Raw genomic sequence first — 17,948 nt, 5'->3', positions numbered from 1 at the left:
CTCAGCCCTCCACCACCCAGGTGTCCTTGGTTCCGCCGCCTTGCGACGAGTTGACGACCAGCGAACCTTCCTTCAGCGCCACGCGGGTCAAGCCGCCCGGCACCAGGCGGGTTTCCTTGCCCGAGAGCACGAAGGGGCGCAGGTCGATATGCCGGGGCGCGATGCCGTTTTCGACAAAGGTCGGGCAGGTGGACAGGCTCAGGGTCGGTTGGGCGATGTAAGCGTGGGGACGCGCCTTGATGCGCTGGCGAAAATCTTCGATCTCGGCTGCGCTGGAGGCGGGGCCCACCAACATGCCGTAGCCGCCGGAACCCTGGGTTTCCTTGACCACCAGTTGCTCCAGGTTGGCCAGCACATGGGACAGTTCATCGGGCTTGCGGCACTGGAAGGTCGGCACGTTTTGCAGCACCGGCTCCTCGTCCAGATAGAAGCGGATCATCGCCGGCACATAGGGGTAGATCGACTTGTCGTCAGCCACCCCGGTGCCGATCGCGTTGGCGAGCACCACATTACCCGCGCAGTAGGCCGCCACCAGGCCGGGTACGCCGAGCATTGACTTGGGGTTGAACGCCTCGGGGTCAAGGAAGGCGTCGTCGATGCGCCGGTAGATCACGTCTACCGCCTTGGGGCCATCGGTGGTGCGCATGAAAACCTTGAGGTCGTGCACGAACAAATCGGCGCCTTCGACCAACTCAACGCCCATTTCCCGCGCCAGGAACGCGTGTTCGAAAAAAGCGCTGTTGAAGCGCCCAGGGGTCAATACCACCACATTGGGGTTATCGAGGCGGCTGGCGCTTTTCAAGGTCTTGAGCAGCAGGTTGGGGTAGTGGTCCACCGGTGCAATGCGTTGCTTGGCGAACACTTCCGGGAACAGGCGCATCATCATCTTGCGGTCTTCGAGCATGTAGCTCACGCCGCTGGGGGTACGCAGGTTGTCTTCGAGCACGTAATAGGTGCCGTCGCCGTCGCGTACCAGGTCGACACCGGAGATGTGCGAGTAAATGTCGCGGTGCAGGTCCAGGCCGACCATCGCCTTCTGATAGCCCTCGTTGCCCAGCACCTGTTCTGCCGGAATGATCCCGGCCTTGATAATGCGCTGGTCGTGGTAGATGTCGGCGAGGAACATATTCAGTGCGTTGACCCGCTGGATACAGCCGCGCTCGATCAGGCTCCACTCACTGGCGGGGATGCTGCGGGGGATGATGTCGAAGGGAATCAGGCGTTCGGTGTCTTGCTCGTCTCCATACAGGGTGAAGGTGATCCCGGCGCGATGGAACAGCAAATCGGCTTCACGGCGACGCTGGGCCAGCAGTTCCGGCGGCGTGTTGGCCAGCCAGCGGGAAAAATCCTGATAGTGGGCACGGCATACGCCGTTTGCGTCATTCATTTCATCGAAGAAAGTTCGAGCCATTCCAGTACCTTGTCAGTGCCGAGGATTTCCTGGGTGGCACTGCCGCTTAAAAACGCATGTTCTTATGAGCCCGTGGCTGAGGGTGCCAACAGGCCTGGTCCTTACTTTCTTATGGAGTCGGCTGGGTCGCGGGGTAACGAATGCTCCTGTTTTCGGGTAGATGAATGGATAAAGCAAGGGATGTGCCGGAACGCACACAAGGTGGCGATTAGCTGTGGCGAGCGAGCTTGCACGCGCTGGAGTGCGCAGCGCTCGCGCTTTTGTGGGGGCCGCTGCGCAGCCCAGCGCGAGCAAGCTCGCTCGCCACAGAAGCGGGCTCACCACAAGGGGGCAGAGGGCGCCCTGACTTGGTGCATAAGAAACTTGAACTTCATCCATGCCCGATTCTTCTAATGAGTCCCGTCACTTTGTGGAGCATCGTTGTGCCCCGAATCATCTCCCCAAACACGCCGGAAGCGGCCCTGACCGACCATAGCGAACACAACGCCAAGATCTTCGGCTCGCCCAAGGATCGCCTCGACTTCTACCGGCGCGAGATCCAGTACGAAACCAGCATCTTGGCCAACCGCACCGACGCTTACCTCACTGCGCAATCGTTTCTGGTGATCGCCTTCGTGTCCGGCATGGGCAACCTCAACCCGGAATGGGGCAAGCTGTTCACGCTTGTGGTACCGGTGATCCTCGCCGCGCTGGGTATTCTCAGCTCGCTCAACGCCTGGCCTGGCATACGCGCGGCCTACCAGATCATTGATCACTGGCACTACAAGCAAAGCGAATTGCTGCGCAGCGAGCCGGTGATGGGCCTGGCCTACGATGAATCGCCGCTGTTTTCCGAAATGGAGTCCAGTCACAAGGGCTATCGCAAGTCGTTGCTGTTTTCCATGCGCGCGCCGTGGTTGTTCATGGTGTTCTGGCTGGTGTTGGGCATCTATGCGTTTTATATCCAGGTGGACAATCCACTGCGCTGAGCAATCGGACGGAACTTCACTGGGGCACGTGGCGCCTTAGCTTTACGCGGTAAAGATTTATCACCGGTCTGTGAAGAGGTATGCCATGTCTACATCCAACGATCCCCAAACCAGCAACCGCAATGACCCTGCCATCGATGGTGGCGAGCCCGCTCCGGGCACCGCTGCCGATGCGCCCAAGGACCCGACGGCTGCCAGCGACCCCAAGGCCAGGGAAAATGACTACAGTCCTGACTTCAAGCCTGAGCGCGAGCACAAGCCTGAAACCGATGCCGATATCGATACCCAAGGCGGTTAACGGAGACGGTCATGTCAAAAGAACTCGACGAAGAACTCAACGACCCCGGCAATGAAGATCCGGGTTCGCTGATGGATGATGCGCAAGTGCCGCTCAACGATCTGGATGAAGCGGCCGACGTCGGCAATACCGACAGTCAGGACTGATCCGGCGGTGGGCCAGAGGGATCGGTGAACTTGAACAGGAGATGTCCTTCCTGTGCTTGATCAAGCGAGACCTACTGGCCCTGTACGCGGTTATCCATCACGCCAAGCGCGGCGCAGGATTTATTTTTTGTGCGCGGCGCGTCGTTCGTACCACACCAGCAAGGGCTGGGTGCTGAGGCCATGCACCATCACGCTCAGCGCGATCACCGAGAGGGTCAGGTTCACCGCCACGGCGCTGCTGGTACCGATCAGCCCATGGTTGAGCGCATAGAACAGGTAGTAGAGGCTGCCGATCCCGCGAATACCAAACCAACTGACCAGGCTGCGTTGCCGCCGATCCAGCAGGCTGCCCCAAGGCATCGCAAACACGCTGAGCGGGCGAACCACACAGAACAGCAACGCCGCCACCGCCAGCGCGCGCCAATCCCAATGGCTGACCAACACGATGCCCAATACGCTGACCAGAAACACCTCCATCGAGCGCTCGACCAGGCTGCCGAAAGCCAGCATGTCGCCCATCATCACGCCGGCGGCGATCTGGGTGTCCTTCAACTGGCTGACGTCACCGTGCAGCGCCTGCTCGGGCTCGATCTCCAGATGGCCCACCACCGGCTGGGCCAGGTGCTCGGCCGGCGTTTGCGCATAACCGGTGGATTTGACCTCGGCCTGGCGCAGCCCCAGGCCCGCCGCGAACACCGACAAGAAGCCGTAGCCGCCGACCGCTTCAGCCGTCACATACGCCAGGGCAATCAGCGCGAGGGTGAGGTAGTCATTCGGTGACAGGGTGCTATCGGCATTGATCAAGCGCAGGCGCAGGGTGATACGGCCAATGCCGCGGCCCATCCAGTAACCCATCAACAACCCGGCCGGAACCGCCCACAGCAGGTTCTTCAGCACCCAGCCGCCGAACCAGTCGCCGTCGAAACCGCCATGTTGCATAAACAGCAGGCCAAAAATCACAAAAGGAAACGCGGTACCGTCGTTCAACCCTGCTTCGCCGGACAGGCCGAATCGCAACGCGTCATAGTCCTGGGCATTGTTGACCTGCACCAGGCCGGCCAGCACCGGGTCGGTGGGCGCCAGCATCGCCCCCACCAGCAGCGAAACGCCCCAGGTTAAATCGAACAGGTAGTGCAGCAACAGGCAGGTGCCGAGGATGGTCAACAGCATCACCGGCCCGGCCATGCCAAAGGCGATGCGCCAGGTGCGGTGCTTGAGCGGCAGGCGCAATTTCAAACCGCTGACAAACAGCGAAAACAGCACCGCCACTTCCGTCAGGTGCTCCATCCAGCGCGCCGAGCCCTTCACGTCCAGGTGCAACAAGTCCACGCCCAGCGGGCCAATGGCGATGCCCAACAACAAGCACACCGCTGAGGTGGTCACCGGCATCCAGCGCAAATAGGAGGAGGTGAGGGCGAGGGTGAGCAGTACCGCGCCTAATACGGCCAACCATAGAATGAAAGTCATCGTGCGTGCACTCGGCCGTGGTTCATTCAGGTTGGAGGGCCATGGACAAGTACGGGTTCAAACAATCAACAACGTGGAAGCATCGGCTAACACACGGGCTGGAATGCATTCACCAAGGTTGACCACCCATACATACCGATGGCGCTGAGCGCGTGTTCAATCGGATGACTACACAGCTCTGCACAGGTACCTGATATGACGGGTATATCCCCAGCTCTTACGCATTCCTCACTGCCGCTGTTTACGCCCGGCGCCTCATCATCTGTGCTTCCTGACGTCGATGTTTTGCCGCGTGAGGCGCCCATTGACCGCGCCGCGACCGACACGGGCAGCGCCGCAATACGCCCTCTGGGCGGCGCGTTATCGTGGCCGATTACGTTGGACTCAGGCGAAAAACGGCGTTTGCGACTTATCACCATGAACCACGCTCACCATTTGGGCGATCAGCCGCTGGTGATGCAAACCCAGGGCGGGGTGCTGGAGTTTCTGCGGTATCGGCAGCCGCTGCCGGCAGAGGCGGGCGACGACCCGGCTAAAATACTCCAGGCACTGGTCAACTCCCCGCAAGGGCAGCGGATGGGCAAAGCGCTACAGCAAACCATGCAAGGCGTTGACAGCGAAAGCAGCGCAAGCGATTACCTGCTGGCCGCTATCGCCCTGCAGATGGACCCTGAGTCGATCACTGCGCCCGATCGCAACAGCGTTGCCGGTTTCGACCTGGGCAGTGACACACGTGGGGGGCACCACGCCTCCAAGGTCGTGGCCGGCTTGGCCGAACATTTGAGCAGTACCGGCAAAACCAGCGCTGCACTGGCGAGTGTTGGTGCGTACCTGTTGCTGGCCAAGGCGGTACCGCAGTTTCTGATCAAAGACATTCCCCCGACGGTAAAGGTCGGCAGTCAGGCGTGGGCCAGCCTGACGATGGCTGCGATGACGATTGAGGCGCACACCCCGGGCAAAGTCCCCGGCATGACGTTTGCGCAGGTCATGAGCGAGGCTGAAAACGCCCGACGGGTTGACCCTGTGGCCACTCAGCATGCCCAGACTGCCGCGTTATTCGATTGGGGCGTTGCGAATGAAATCATCCCCAAAAGAAACGCTGACACCTACACCGCTGCACAACTTGAAACCGTCAGGACCGAGTTCAACCAACAGCTTGATGAGCGGATGTCTGCTTCAAAAATACTGGACAAGGCAATATCGACGCGAACAGAAATCGCACAGATCAAGTTGCAGGAGCGGTTTGGAGACTTGGGCGCGCTGTTTGAAGTCAAAGCACTCAGCACTGATGCGTCTGGCGTGAAGCACGGGCAAAACGGGATAAGCGGCACTCATTCACTCTTGGACTACGCCAAGATGGACTTGCCGAATCCGAGACCACTTAAATCGAGTGACCCCCGCATTCCCATAGAGGCGGTGAACAGTAACCTCACGTTCGGTGTCAGGGAGGCTTTCGAACAGCAGTTCACACGCGCCATTCAGGAAAAAAAGGCTGCCGTCAATACAACCGTCAGGCACATGATCTCGCAGCTCCCATCTGCGGATAGGAAGAACTTCGAGTTTGGAAAAATCAGCTTTTTCCAAGAAGGCTCATACGTCATGGATGGTCATTTCAATAATACGCAGGGTCAAAATAAACCTGGACTGTTGGTCAAAACTGAACTGCATGGCACGACAAAAGCCTACGTCATCGACTTCAATAAAGGTTCGATTGAAAGGGCGAGCGTGTACGCAGCGCAGGTTCAGGAGTCCAAGGCAGGCAAAAATGTTTCTACGACCAAAGCGTTCACGCCCCGTCATAACGCAGATGGTCTGGGTCGTGAACGCCCATTGAGTGACTCACTTGTGAATAGTTTCACCAGCGCTCGATCCCGTTCGATTGCCGACGCCTTTGTCCAACACCTTGATCTCGATGACCCTGCAATAAAAGAACAGGCACGCGGGCAGACTCCCATAGACGAGTATTACAGCCCCAAACCGTTGAACGATTTTTTGTTGAACCTGATCCCCTTCAGATCGGCCATCGTCAATATTCAGAATGGCAAATATGGCGAGGCAGCATTTGATCTCATGCTGGACATCTTCGGCTTTGTTACTGCAGGGGCCACCACGGCTGGAAAACTGCTCAAGATCGGCAGCGCTGTTCTCTCCAGCGGTGCCAAGGCGCTAAAGGCTGCCAAAGTCATCGGCGTCGCCACGATTGACCTGCTCAATCCGGTGGGTGGTTTGGGTGATTTGGCCAGGTTGGTGGGCAGCGGTGGCTTGTATGTACTGTCCAAAACCGTCAATAAACTCAGAGGTGCCACCGGCAGTTACGACGTATTGAAGGCGATCAGCAAGCAGTATGACGCAGCGGCGACAGGCGTGGTGAAGGTGGCCGAACAGATGGTGGAGGGCGCCGCCGTGCTCAAGAACGGCCATTGGTATGCTTTTGATGCCGACGCGATGCGACCTTATGGCAGCCCGCTCGAGGAGTTCGCGGTCGCAACCCAGGCTGTCGCGGGTGAGGTGGACACGGCGCATATCGATGGGCTGAGTGAATTGAGCCATGAGCTGTTCGGGCACTTCAAAGTGCCAGACAGCAAAATCGTGGGGCTGTCACGTAACAGTCAGGGGGTGTATGTGGCGGCTGATGGGCACATTTCGCATATACGCCATACCGACAGCAACGGTGATACAGCGGTGTATGAGGTCCGCCAGGTTTCGCGCACGGACGACGGTGTTGTGCAGGCGCGGGTTTATCACAATAACCGGCAAACCGAGTTGCTGGTCCAGCATGTACAAGGTGACGAATGGCAACGCCTGGGGGCGCCCGGTGGTGGGCAGATCACTGCTGAGGACTTGAAGGCCTGGGAGGCGTTGTCACCAGAGCAACAGGAAAGCGTCACGCGCAAGGGCTTTGCCAAACAGAATAAGCTTCCACAGAAAACCTTTGAGTTCTTTGTGAAGCCTGACGGTCAGTTGAGCGATAGCGGCGTGATCGTGCGTGATCGCCCCGCCAGTACCTTGCCCAATAAGGTGACCGAAACGCATCTGCGTGCTTGGCAAAATATGACACAAGCGGCGCGTGACGAAATGACCTTGGACGGATTTATCGGCCTTCATAATCTTCGACCGACGACGATCAGGTCGTATGTGCGTCAGAATGGCACCCTGACGAGCAAGGGGGATGCGCTGGTCCAGGCGTCCGATCCCACCAGAAGTAACCAGATCAGCGATGATCATTTACGTCAGTGGGATGAGACTTTCAGGAAGGTGGAAAACTCATTGACGTCAGCGCAGTTTGTTAGCCAGCACGGGCTCAACCCACGTAGCTGGGCGAGGCTCGTTAACGCGGATGGTTCGTTGACGCAGGCGGGCGCGCAGCGTTTGGAGCAGGCACGACAGGCCGGCGCAGTCCAGGTCTCCACTCCCATGGCTGATCATTTGCGAGCGTGGCAGGCGCTGCCCTACGAGCAACAGCAAAGCCTTACCCCTGAGGTCTTTGCCCGGCAAAAAAACATCCCCCCGAGAGTTTTTGAGCGCTATGTGCAGCCCAATGGTCAACTGACCGATACCGGCCTGGCAGTGCGCGACCGTGCGCCCAACACGCCCTTCCATAGGGTGACTGAAACCCATCTCAGTGCTTGGCAAAACTTGACACAACCGGAGCGTGACGCTTTGACCCTTGTCGGGTTTTCCGAGCTTTATCATGTCAATCCGAATACGTTCAAAAATAATGTGCGGCAAAACGGTACCTTGAGTTCAATCGGCATGGATTTGCAGGGCAGGGCGTCCGGTGTTGGCCCTAACCAGATTACCGATGACCATCTTCGCCAATGGAAAGCGCATGTCGAGAACCCGGATAACCCGGTCACGCAAGCGCAGTTCATAACAGATAACGGACTCAATTCAGCTCTTTGGAGGGTGTGGGTTAATGTTGATGGTTCCTTGAAAAACAACGCCTCGACGCGTCTCGAGCGCTCCGCACTGGGTTCAATAACCCCTACGCCGAGCGCTCCCGCAAGAGTGGTCACGGCTGAGCATCTACGCGAGTGGGATGGGTTGCAGGCGCTGCAACAGCAAAGCCTTACCCGTGAGGACTTTGCACGGCAGAAAAACATCCACCCAAGAGTTTTTGAGCGCTACGTGCAACCCAATGGTCAACTGACCGCTATCGGCGTGGCAATACGCGACCGCGCGCCCAACACGCCCTTCCATAGGGTGACTGAAACCCATCTCAGTGCCTGGCAAAACTTGGCACAACCGGAGCGTGACGCTTTGACCCTCGACGGTTTTTCCGAGCTTTACCATATCAATCCGAATACGTTCAAAAGTTACGTGCGGCGAGATGGTACCCTGAGTCAAGCTGGCATAGAGTTGCTGGGCAGAACGGCGGGTGTCATCCCTAATACGATTACCGATAACCATCTCCGTCAGTGGAAAGCACATTTCGAGAACCCGGATAACTCGGTCACGCAAGCGCAGTTCATAACAGATAACGGGGTCCATTCAGCCACCTGGAGAGACTGGGTTAATCCTGATGGCTCCTTGAAAAAAAATGCCTCGGAGCGTCTTGAGCGCGCCGCACTGGTCCCAAGAACCCATACGCCGAATGCGCCCATGAAAGTGATTACGGCCGAACATTTGCGCGAGTGGGAGGCGTTGTCGACTGCGCAACAGCAAAGCGTTACCCATAGAGGCTTTACCCTACAGAAACACATATCCCGTAGAACCTTTGAATACTACGTGCAGCCTGGCGGCCAACTGAGTCCTGCCGGAATAATTGTGCGCGACCGTCCGATCAACACACCGTTTGATCACGTGGTCGACACGCATCTCCAAACGTGGATCAATATGACCGCGCAAGCGCGTGAAGCCATGACCATCGAAGGTTTTGCCGGTCTCCATAACCTTAATGTGGAAACGTTCAGAAAATATGCACGGGCTGATGGCAGCCTGAAGACTGCCGGCGAAGCGCTTGTGAATCGATCACTACTAAAACGACCTGCACCGGACCATTTGGACTCACCGCAACCGAAGGTTGCGGATCTGACTCAGCGCCCCGAGGCGCCACAAGGCTTAGAGACCCCAGACCCATCTCCTGTAGACCGGCCCGTCGTGATCAAGGTTGAGCCCATTGCTTCGCCGCCATTACCTCGTCACCAGATCGACAATACACTGCCTATCCTGCAGGACCCGGCGGACCCCACACTCAGCTTGACCAAAGCAATCGAGGGTTCTTTCGACGACATCCGCATTGCCAACTGGAATGGTCTGCTTGACGGGCTTGATAACGCAACGCACAAGAGGGTCAAAGCCAAGATAAAGGCCGAGATCAAAGAGTGGCTGGAAACCGAACGTCAGCACCAGTCCCGGTTTGATGAAACCTTGGAGGTAGTCACAGCACTCGACGATGGTGGGCCAGATCGAGGTGCGTCGGTGTGGGCGCGACGCGATATTCCCAAGTTTGAAGTGCTTGGCCCGTACGCGGGCAAATATCATGCCTCTGAGGCATCGCTGTTTCAGGAGCAACGCAAGCAAGGTTCGCGGGCGGTACTGACGTACTTGTTCGGGACCCGGTCGGGAAGTCGCTCGGTGAGTGCGCTGCACACGGGCAATACCCTGAGCAAGATCAATACTTCGCAATTGGGCAGTTTGCCGGCCTGGAAGTCGAACAATGTCATCTCCATCGCCGTCGGAAAAAACCTGACGTTCTACGTGGCGCTGAAGGACATCAAGAAAGGCGAGGAATTACTGCTGGACTATGGACCGTACTATAAAACGGTGCCTGATATAGCGATCAAGCCGGACCCTGATCACTAAGTCAAACCGGTCAAATCTGTTGGAGCGAGCAAGCTCCTTCCCATAGATTTTATCGACGGCGCGCTCCAGGTTTTTTCCAGGTAGGCATGGTGAGGCGCAGGGCCCAAGTTATCCGTTGAACGACGGTTTCGTTTGCACTATGTTGACCCCATTCTCCCCGTTGGCACAGCAACGGATTTGCGCATTTTCATCTTGAACCAGAGGCTCTGGCATGAGGTTTTCTCCCTTCGTTGAGCGAATTGCAGGGCAGGGCGTCGCCGCCTGGGACATCCACCACGCTGCGTTCGACGCTGCCAGCCAGGGCGAAGACGTCATCATCCTTAGCGTCGGCGACCCGGATTTCGCCACGCCGGCCTTTATCACTGACGCCGCCGTCAATGCCTTGCACGCGGGAGATTCCCACTACACCGAGATCGCCGGGCGCCCGGCCTTGCGCGAGGCGATCGCGACCCGTTACAGCCAGACCCTGGCCCGCCCGTTGGCGGCTGACAACGTCATCATCGTGCCCGGTGCGCAGAACGCGCTGTTCATCAGCTCGCTATGCCTGTTGCAGGCCGGCGACGAAGTGCTGGTGCTCGACCCGATGTACGTTACCTACGAAGCCACGCTCAAGGCCAGCGGCGCCACTCTGGTGCGGGTGCCCTGCAGTGCGCAGTCCGGCTTTCGACTGGATCCACCATTGCTCGCCGCCGCGATCACGCCGCGTACCCGGGCGATATTCTTTTCCAATCCGAACAACCCCACTGGCGTGGTGCTCAACCGGCAAGAGCTGCGAGCCATTGCGGACTTGGCGATCGCACACGACCTGTGGGTGGTAGTGGATGAGGTCTACGAAAGCCTGGTGTTCGACGGTCAATACCACAGCCTCGCGGCGTTGCCGGGCATGGCGCAGCGCTGCATCGTGATTGGCAGCTTGTCCAAGTCCCATGCCATGACCGGCTGGCGTATCGGCTGGCTCATCGCCCCAGCGCAAATGGTGCAGCACGCTGAAACCCTGCTGTTGAGCATGATGTACGGCTTACCCGGCTTCGTGATGGAGGCGGCGACAGCTGCGGTGTTGGCCCATGACGAAGTCACGCAAGGCATGCGTGAGACTTACCGACGCCGACGCGACCTGGTGGTGACTGCCTTGAGCGCCTGCCCGGGCATCCGCGTGCAGGCGCCGCAAGCGGGCATGTTTGTGTTGGTGGATGTGCGCGATACGGGCCTGGGGTCCCTGGATTTCGCCTGGCGCCTGTTTCGTGAAGCTGGTGTGTCGGTGCTGGACGCGGCAGCCTTCGGCGAGCCGGCCCAGGGCTTCGTTCGGCTTTCCTTTACCTTGGGCGAGGAGCGTCTGGCGCAAGCCTGTCGGCGGATTGTGCTGTTTGTTGAACAGCTTGCCAGTGAGCGGGCCGTGCACTGGGCGTGAGTACTTGCCCAACTTTTGGCCTTGTCTCGTTTCAAATGTGGGAGGGGCAATGCGACGATTCGACTTGCCCCGATGGCCATAGGTGTCTACCCAAATTGGTAGCAGCCGACGGTAACCACGATGCGTAGCGAGCCGCTCTTGATCTTGATCTGCTTTTGATCTCAGGCGCCCCGTCAAACCACGCTGGCCGGAATTCGACAGGGATTTGGGGGATATGTACTCGGTCTGACCCAGCATCCTGGTCGGCCCCGAGGCCGCCATCGGGAGCAAGCCCCCTCCCACAGGCTACGCAGCCCTGTTAGTCAGCCAACGGCGGCAAACGCCGTTTCACCGGGGTTTTCTTGACGATAGCGGTGTTGGTCTCGGCATAGGTATTCAGCCGGTCCAGCAGCGTGTCGAGGTGCTCCATGGTGCGTACATGCAGGCGTGCGATAAAGCAGTCGTCACCCGTGACCTTGTCGCATTCGGTGAACTCGGGGATCGCCTGGATCTGGCGTTCCACTTCCTGCAATTTGCCGGGCAGGGGGCGGATGCGCACGATGGCTTGCAGCAGGTAGCCGAAGTGCTTGGGGTCGATGTCGACGGTGTAGTGGGTCAGCACGCCGCGCTCTTCCAGGCGACGCAGACGTTCGCTGACGCTCGGCGAAGACAGACCGGTGATGCCCGCCAGGGTCTTGAGGGACAGGCGCGAGTCGTCCATCAAGGCGGCGATCAATTGCTGGTCGATAGTGTCGATCATGAGGTTTGCCTAATAAGAAAAGGTGAATCCTGGGTTTTGCCTTTTTTAGTCGCTGTAGCCGTGTCGAGCAGATTGCCATAATTGAGCCTCACTTGAGGAGCCTCAATCATGGATACATCAATCCGTCGCGGAACCTGGGAAATGATCGCCGCCATGCTGATCTCCGGCACCATTGGCTGGTTTGTGCTGGTGTCGGGCGTGTCGGTGCTTGAGGTGGTGTTCTGGCGCTGCGTGATTGGCGCGCTGACACTGCTGCTGGTGTGCGCGTTGCTGGGGTATTTGCGCCTGGCGTTACTCAACTGGGCCAAGCTCGGGCTGGCAGTGCTCAGCGGCGTGGCTATCGTCGGTAACTGGCTGTTGCTGTTCGAGTCCTATTCCCGTGCGTCCATCTCGATCAGCACGGCGGTGTACAACGTGCAGCCGTTCATACTGGTGATGCTGGCAGCGGTGTTTCTCGGTGAGAAGATCACCGTGCAAAAAATGGCGTGGCTGAGTGTGGCGTTCCTGGGCATGTTGGCGATCGTGACCGCCCATGGTGAGCAATCGGGTGGTGGGAATTATCTTGCTGGCATTGCCTTGGCCTTGGGCGCGGCATTTTTGTACGCGGTGGCGGCGCTGATCATCAAACGCCTGAAGGACGTACCGCCGCATTTGATGGCGTTGATCCAGGTGACCACCGGCGCAGTGCTGCTGGCGCCGCTGGTGCCCTGGCACAGCTTGCCCGTGTCGACCACTGCCTGGACGGCACTGGCGACATTGGGCGTGGTGCATACCGGTTTGATGTATGTGTTGCTGTACGGGGCTATTCAGAAGCTGCCCACGGCGATGACCGGCGCGTTGTCGTTCATCTACCCGATTGCGGCGATCCTGGTGGACTGGATCGCGTTCGGGCATCGCCTGGGGTGGCTGCAATGGCTGGGTGTGGCGGCGATTCTGCTGGCCGCTGCCGGGTTGCAGCGGGGCTGGTGGTGGCCCCGCGCCCGTCAGCTCAGTGCGTGCCCTGATAGATAAGGTTTTCCGGGTTGAAATGCTCTACAGCACTGCCCGGCTGCGGCAACCCGAGGATATGCCCCTTGATTTTGCCTACCACATGCATCTCGCACGGCTTGCAATCGAACTTCAGGGTCAGCACTTCGTCACCGTGGATCAATTGCATCGGCGCCACCTTGGTCTTTACCCCGGTCACACCCTTGGCCTGTTTAGGGCACAGGTTGAACGAGAAACGCAGGCAATGCTTGGTGATCATCACTGGCACTTCGCCGGTTTCTTCGTGGGCTTCGAAGGCCGCATCGATCAGCTTCACGCCGTGACGGTGGTAGAAGTCGCGAGCCTTCTGGTTATAGACGTTGGCCAGGAACGACAGGTGCGCATCCGGATACACCGGCGGCGGGGTGGTCTCGGCCTTGCGTCCACCCCGAGGGTGCGCCTGGATGCGGGCGGCGGTCAGGGCTTCGATCACTTCACGGCGCAACGCCTTGAGCTGCGAGTTGGGGATGAAGAACGCCTGCGGCGCGTCCAGGTCGATGCGGGTGGCGTGGTACTCGGTGGTGCCGAGTTGGCCGAGCAGATCGCGCAGAGTGTCCAGTGCCTGTTCCGGCTTGTTGGCTACACCAAACGGGCCGGGCAGGGTGACACTGGCGCTGATGCCTTCTTCGCTGGTGGCGGTGAGGTGCAACTGCTCTTCACGCAGGCGTGCAACCCACGCCAGGCCGATACGGCGTTCGGCGGACGTCTTGAGCAGTGCCTGTTGCCAGTTATGGTCCAGGTTACGGTTCAAAGGATGGTTGGGGCGCAACTGATGCAGGCCGGCCGGCATTTCATTCGGCTCGACGCGGTAGCGATAGCGCTTCTCGCCGTCTTCCTCGAACTCGCCCTTGGGCTCGGCGATATTGGCGCGAAAGCCCACCACTTCACGCTTGACCAGCACATTCAGGCCATCGCCGTTGGACAGCGGCTCATGGGTGACTACCTGCAAGTCACGCTTGCCGGCTTTTTCCACCACACCCACCGGCAGGCCGGTAAACGTCGGAGTATCGAACGCGCCGATGTCGATCTTGCGATCGGTGACGAAATAGTCGGTGCTGCCACGGTGGAAGGTCTTCTCCGGGTCCGGCAGGAAAAAATGCGCGGTACGCCCGCTGGAGGCGCGGGCCAGGTCCGGGCGGTCTTCGAGGATTTCGTCAAGGCGCTGGCGGTAGTAGGCGGTGATGTTCTTCACATAGCCCATGTCCTTGTAGCGGCCTTCGATCTTGAACGAACGCACACCCGCTTCGACCAGCGCGCGCAGGTTGGCGCTCTGGTTGTTGTCTTTCATCGACAGCAGGTGCTTTTCAAAGGCCACGACGCGGCCCTGGTCATCTTTCAAGGTGTACGGCAGACGGCAGGCCTGGGAGCAATCGCCACGGTTGGCACTGCGGCCATTCTGCGCATGGGAAATATTGCACTGCCCGGAGAACGCCACGCACAGGGCGCCGTGGATAAAGAATTCGATGGCGGCATCGGTTTCGTCGGCGATTGCGCGGATTTCCTGCAGGTTCAGCTCACGGGCCAATACCAACTGCGAGAAACCGGCCTGGTCAAGAAACTTTGCCCGGCCCAGGGTGCGGATGTCGGTCTGGGTGCTGGCGTGTAGCTCGATGGGCGGAATATCCAGCTCCATCACGCCCAGATCCTGCACGATCAACGCGTCTACACCTGCGTCATACAGCTGGTGGATCAGCTTGCGCGCCGGCTCCAGCTCGTTGTCATGCAAAATGGTGTTGATGGTGGTGAAGACGCGGGCGTGGTATCGACGGGCGAATTCCACCAGCTGCGCGATATCGCTCACCTCGTTACAGGCGTTGTGACGGGCGCCGAAGCTTGGGCCGCCTATGTAGATGGCGTCGGCGCCATGCAGAATGGCCTCGCGCGCAATGGCGACATCGCGGGCAGGGCTGAGCAATTCAAGGTGATGCTTGGGCAAGGACATAGTTTTTTTAGTCAGGCTTGTCACGGTCGAGGCGCGCATTGTAGCCGTGAAATGCCCGGCCGGCATCTACCGCAGGGCTGTCGGGCCCAGGGCTTGTGTGGGAGGGGGCTTGCTCCCGATGAGGGTGTGTCAGTAATTAAAACTGTTCTGACCCACCGCTATCGGGAGCAAGCCCCCTCCCACATTGTTCATAGCGCGCTGAGATATCAGGCTTTGGCAGCCATCGCTGTTACTTCAACACGCATTCCGTCCACCGCCAATGCAGCAACACCCACCGCAGCCCGCACCGGCCATGGCTTGGCAAAAAAGCGCTTGTAGACTTCATTGAACGCAGCGCGGTCGGCCATATCGGTGAGGTAGATGGTCAGGTGCATCACCCGGTCCATGGAACTGCCGGCTTTTTCCAGCGCGACTTTGAGCGCTTGCAGGGTGCATTCGCTTTGCAGGGTGATGTCGCCCAGCTCCAGGCTGCCGTCGGAGTGGGTCGGGATTTGGGTCGAGACCAGAATACCGTTGAAACCGATCACGTCAGATGAGATGGAGTCGGCGTCCGGGTCGGGGGTATAGGACAGGTCGTGGTTGGCCATGGGCACCTCGTGTTGGCAGGAACAGAAAGGCGCCATGGTCCGCGAAAAAAACGCTTGGGGCAAATCAGCGGGTTGTCTGAAAATTACTCCTTCACATCCATGAACTCTTCAGCCCACGCCACATAGCTCTCCGGCAACGTGTAGGTGTGGGTCAGTTCCGTGGCGCTGAGATTGGACGTGCTATGGGTAAGCTGGCGTTGCGCACGCAGGCTGTCGTAGGTGGCCTTGATCGCGGCGAAGTAGGCGCCATGCCCGGCTACGACGATGCGCACGCCCAGGCTGGCCAGGCGCTCGCTGTCATGCAGTTGCGGGTTGCCGTAGGTCACCAGCATCAACGGCACGCTGAGGTTCTCGGCGATTTGCTCCAGGTGCTCGAAGTCTTTGACGCCAACCATGCAGATACCATCGGCGCCGGCCTTTTCGTAGGCTTTGGTGCGGGCGATAACATCGGCGGTGGGCAACACGCCGGCGTTGGTGCGGGCAATGATCGACAATGCGGGGTCGACGCGCGCCTCAATGGCTGCCTTGACCTTGCCGATGCCTTCTTCTACCGAGATCAAATCGGTGGACTTGCGCCCGAACTGCGCCGGCAGCAGGGTATCTTCAATGGTCAGCGCGGCAACACCGGCGCGTTCCAGTTCCTCGACGGTACGCATCACGTTCAGCGCATTACCGTAGCCGTGGTCGGCGTCGGCAATGAAGGGCAACTGGGCGACACGGCCAATGCGGGTGGCTTGCTCAACAAACTCACTCAGGGTAATCAACGCGAAATCGGGGGCCGCCAGCACCTGCAGGGAGGCGACTGAACCGCCCAGGATCCCGACTTCAAAACCCAGGTCGGCCGCGATGCGGGCAGACATGGGGTCGAATACGGAGGCGGTTTCAACGCAGATAGGCGTTGCCAGCAGGTCACGGAAGTTACGGCGTAGCGCTGAGTGAGAAATCTTGGGCATGTTCTTTCCTGGCTTTGGTCATCGTCAAGTGACGATCAATGTCTATTCGTGGTGCCGGGAGATTACCACGCAGACGGGCAGGGGATTATGACGTTTGAGCGGGGCCGTGCTATTGAGCGACGGCGCTGTATGACTGGCCCAGGTCGCGGGCCCAGCCGTCGAGCACTTCTTTTACGTTGTCGGCGGTCATCACTTGCTTGTCGTTATCCAGGGGAATGCCGGTGCCCTCGCTCACGATGGCAGCCACCACATCGCCGGTCGAGCCGTCTTCGAGGGACAGCTGCGTGGCGATCTCGCTGTCCTGGTCGCGGATGCCGGCGGCGGTGCTCACGCCCGCTGCGACCAGGGTGATCGGCAGCCATTCATACAGGCGCAAGCCTTGGGTGCTGGTGGTGATCCGGGTAATGGCGGGGCGTACCGTAAGCGTGTCGGGCCCGGGCTTTGCGGCCAGATACATGTGTTTGCCAAGCTCCGACCGCAGTACCAGGTCGTAATATCCGGTGACGTGGAAGAGGGTGCTTTGCGGTATCTGGGCGCTGGGTTCAACGGCCGGGAAAAACTGGCTGGGCGCCAGGTACACCTGCTTGTATCGGCCACGCTTCAAGGCCGGACTGACCCAACTCAGCACGGTCTGGCCCGAAGCACTCTGGTGTTCTTTAAGCAGGCTGTAATCGTGAAGAAAACCCGCGTCTTCGGGCTCGATACGGTTGCTGCTGCAGGCCGCCAGGCTCAAGGAGGCCGCCATCAATAACGGCAGTGAACGTTTGCAGGTCATTAGTGGGCTGCCTGTTCGTTCGGGTTGTCATGAGAGCATTCGATGTGCAACTGCCCATGGGTCATGATCCAATGGACAAGCTCGGCGATGGGGATGGAGTGGGCATACTCGACCCAGCGCCCGGCGTCAGGGCTGTAATGTTCGAAGTAGCGGCGCAATACGATGCGGTCCTGGTCCGCCGTCAGGCCCAGGCAGGACTCCTGGAACAGCATGGGGCTGTCCTGTGCGAGGGACGATGTGCGCTGGCTCAGCACCAGGGGCCGCCCGGTGTCCTGTGCCTGCTCTGTATACCTGCTGCTGGAAACCTTCATGAACGTCGCCTTGAATGGAAGGCGTGCAGGATGCCCGACGGTTTTTTCCCGAAGATGTCCGGGTTGTGTCCGTGGCGAAGGAATGTTGCTCGATTGAAATAAATGACCCCGG

Annotated in this window: 13 protein-coding genes and 1 pseudogene; 6 read left to right on the top strand and 8 right to left on the bottom strand. The window is 59.2% G+C overall.

What is annotated here, in order from left to right:
* Position 1: 1 nt before the first annotated feature.
* The gene (locus IH404_RS15325) at positions 2–1,411 is read right to left on the bottom strand and encodes a circularly permuted type 2 ATP-grasp protein (protein WP_005788442.1); all 1,410 of its coding nucleotides are present in this window, start codon (positions 1,409–1,411) and stop codon (positions 2–4) included.
* A gap of 422 nt (positions 1,412–1,833) precedes the next feature.
* On the opposite strand from IH404_RS15325, the gene IH404_RS15320 reads away from it, so the two are divergent.
* From IH404_RS15320 to IH404_RS27985, 3 genes are all read left to right on the top strand, one after another.
* Positions 1,834–2,379 (top strand): hypothetical protein, encoded by a 546-nt coding sequence (locus tag IH404_RS15320; protein WP_032803895.1) that lies wholly within the window; start codon positions 1,834–1,836, stop codon positions 2,377–2,379.
* A gap of 85 nt (positions 2,380–2,464) precedes the next feature.
* Complete coding sequence (locus IH404_RS15315) at positions 2,465–2,677, top strand: hypothetical protein (protein WP_005788439.1); 213 nt, start codon at positions 2,465–2,467, stop codon at positions 2,675–2,677.
* Between the two features lie 11 nt (positions 2,678–2,688).
* Positions 2,689–2,823: a hypothetical protein gene (locus IH404_RS27985; RefSeq protein WP_005788437.1), complete on the top strand. Its 135-nt coding sequence runs from the start codon at positions 2,689–2,691 to the stop codon at positions 2,821–2,823.
* 120 nt (positions 2,824–2,943) lie between these two features.
* Here the strand turns inward: IH404_RS27985 and IH404_RS15310 are convergent, their stop codons facing one another.
* A complete protein-coding gene (locus tag IH404_RS15310) occupies positions 2,944–4,290 on the bottom strand; it encodes a sodium:proton antiporter (RefSeq protein WP_005788435.1) in 1,347 nt (448 codons plus the stop codon).
* Positions 4,291–4,485: 195 nt separating this feature from the next.
* Between IH404_RS15310 and IH404_RS15305 the strand changes: the two genes are divergently transcribed.
* A complete protein-coding gene (locus IH404_RS15305) occupies positions 4,486–10,095 on the top strand; it encodes an SET domain-containing protein-lysine N-methyltransferase (protein WP_194438300.1) in 5,610 nt (1,869 codons plus the stop codon).
* A 211-nt stretch (positions 10,096–10,306) separates the two neighbouring features.
* Positions 10,307–11,473: pseudogene (locus IH404_RS15300) on the top strand (aminotransferase class I/II-fold pyridoxal phosphate-dependent enzyme); the annotation flags it as partial.
* Positions 11,474–11,801: 328 nt separating this feature from the next.
* On the opposite strand, the gene IH404_RS15295 reads toward IH404_RS15300, so the two are convergent.
* The gene (locus tag IH404_RS15295) at positions 11,802–12,242 is read right to left on the bottom strand and encodes an Lrp/AsnC family transcriptional regulator (protein ID WP_032875274.1); all 441 of its coding nucleotides are present in this window, start codon (positions 12,240–12,242) and stop codon (positions 11,802–11,804) included.
* Positions 12,243–12,350: 108 nt separating this feature from the next.
* Between IH404_RS15295 and IH404_RS15290 the strand changes: the two genes are divergently transcribed.
* Positions 12,351–13,253 carry a DMT family transporter gene (locus IH404_RS15290; RefSeq protein WP_005788426.1) on the top strand — a complete coding sequence of 301 codons (903 nt, stop codon included), beginning with the start codon at positions 12,351–12,353 and terminating at the stop codon, positions 13,251–13,253.
* Here the strand turns inward: IH404_RS15290 and IH404_RS15285 are convergent.
* From IH404_RS15285 to IH404_RS15265, 5 genes are all read right to left on the bottom strand, one after another.
* On the bottom strand, positions 13,231–15,210 hold the full coding sequence (locus IH404_RS15285; RefSeq protein WP_194438298.1) for a U32 family peptidase: 1,980 nt from the start codon (positions 15,208–15,210) through the stop codon (positions 13,231–13,233). The genes IH404_RS15290 and IH404_RS15285 overlap by 23 nt on opposite strands.
* Positions 15,211–15,416: 206 nt before the next feature.
* Complete coding sequence (locus tag IH404_RS15280; RefSeq protein ID WP_005788423.1) at positions 15,417–15,797, bottom strand: RidA family protein; 381 nt, start codon at positions 15,795–15,797, stop codon at positions 15,417–15,419.
* Between the two features lie 83 nt (positions 15,798–15,880).
* Positions 15,881–16,750 (bottom strand): oxaloacetate decarboxylase, encoded by an 870-nt coding sequence (locus IH404_RS15275; protein WP_005788420.1) that lies wholly within the window; start codon positions 16,748–16,750, stop codon positions 15,881–15,883.
* A gap of 109 nt (positions 16,751–16,859) precedes the next feature.
* Positions 16,860–17,525 carry a DUF3313 domain-containing protein gene (locus tag IH404_RS15270; protein ID WP_194438296.1) on the bottom strand — a complete coding sequence of 222 codons (666 nt, stop codon included), beginning with the start codon at positions 17,523–17,525 and terminating at the stop codon, positions 16,860–16,862.
* Positions 17,525–17,836, bottom strand: a complete 312-nt coding sequence (locus IH404_RS15265; RefSeq protein WP_005788417.1) for a hypothetical protein — start codon at positions 17,834–17,836, stop codon at positions 17,525–17,527. The genes IH404_RS15270 and IH404_RS15265 overlap by 1 nt, the downstream gene beginning before the upstream one ends.
* Between the last annotated feature and the right edge of the window lie 112 nt (positions 17,837–17,948).

This window comes from Pseudomonas sp. OST1909 (genome assembly GCF_015277575.1).
Classification (GTDB): Bacteria; Pseudomonadota; Gammaproteobacteria; order Pseudomonadales; family Pseudomonadaceae; genus Aquipseudomonas; species Aquipseudomonas synxantha_A.
This window is presented reverse-complemented; position numbering and strand designations above follow the sequence as displayed.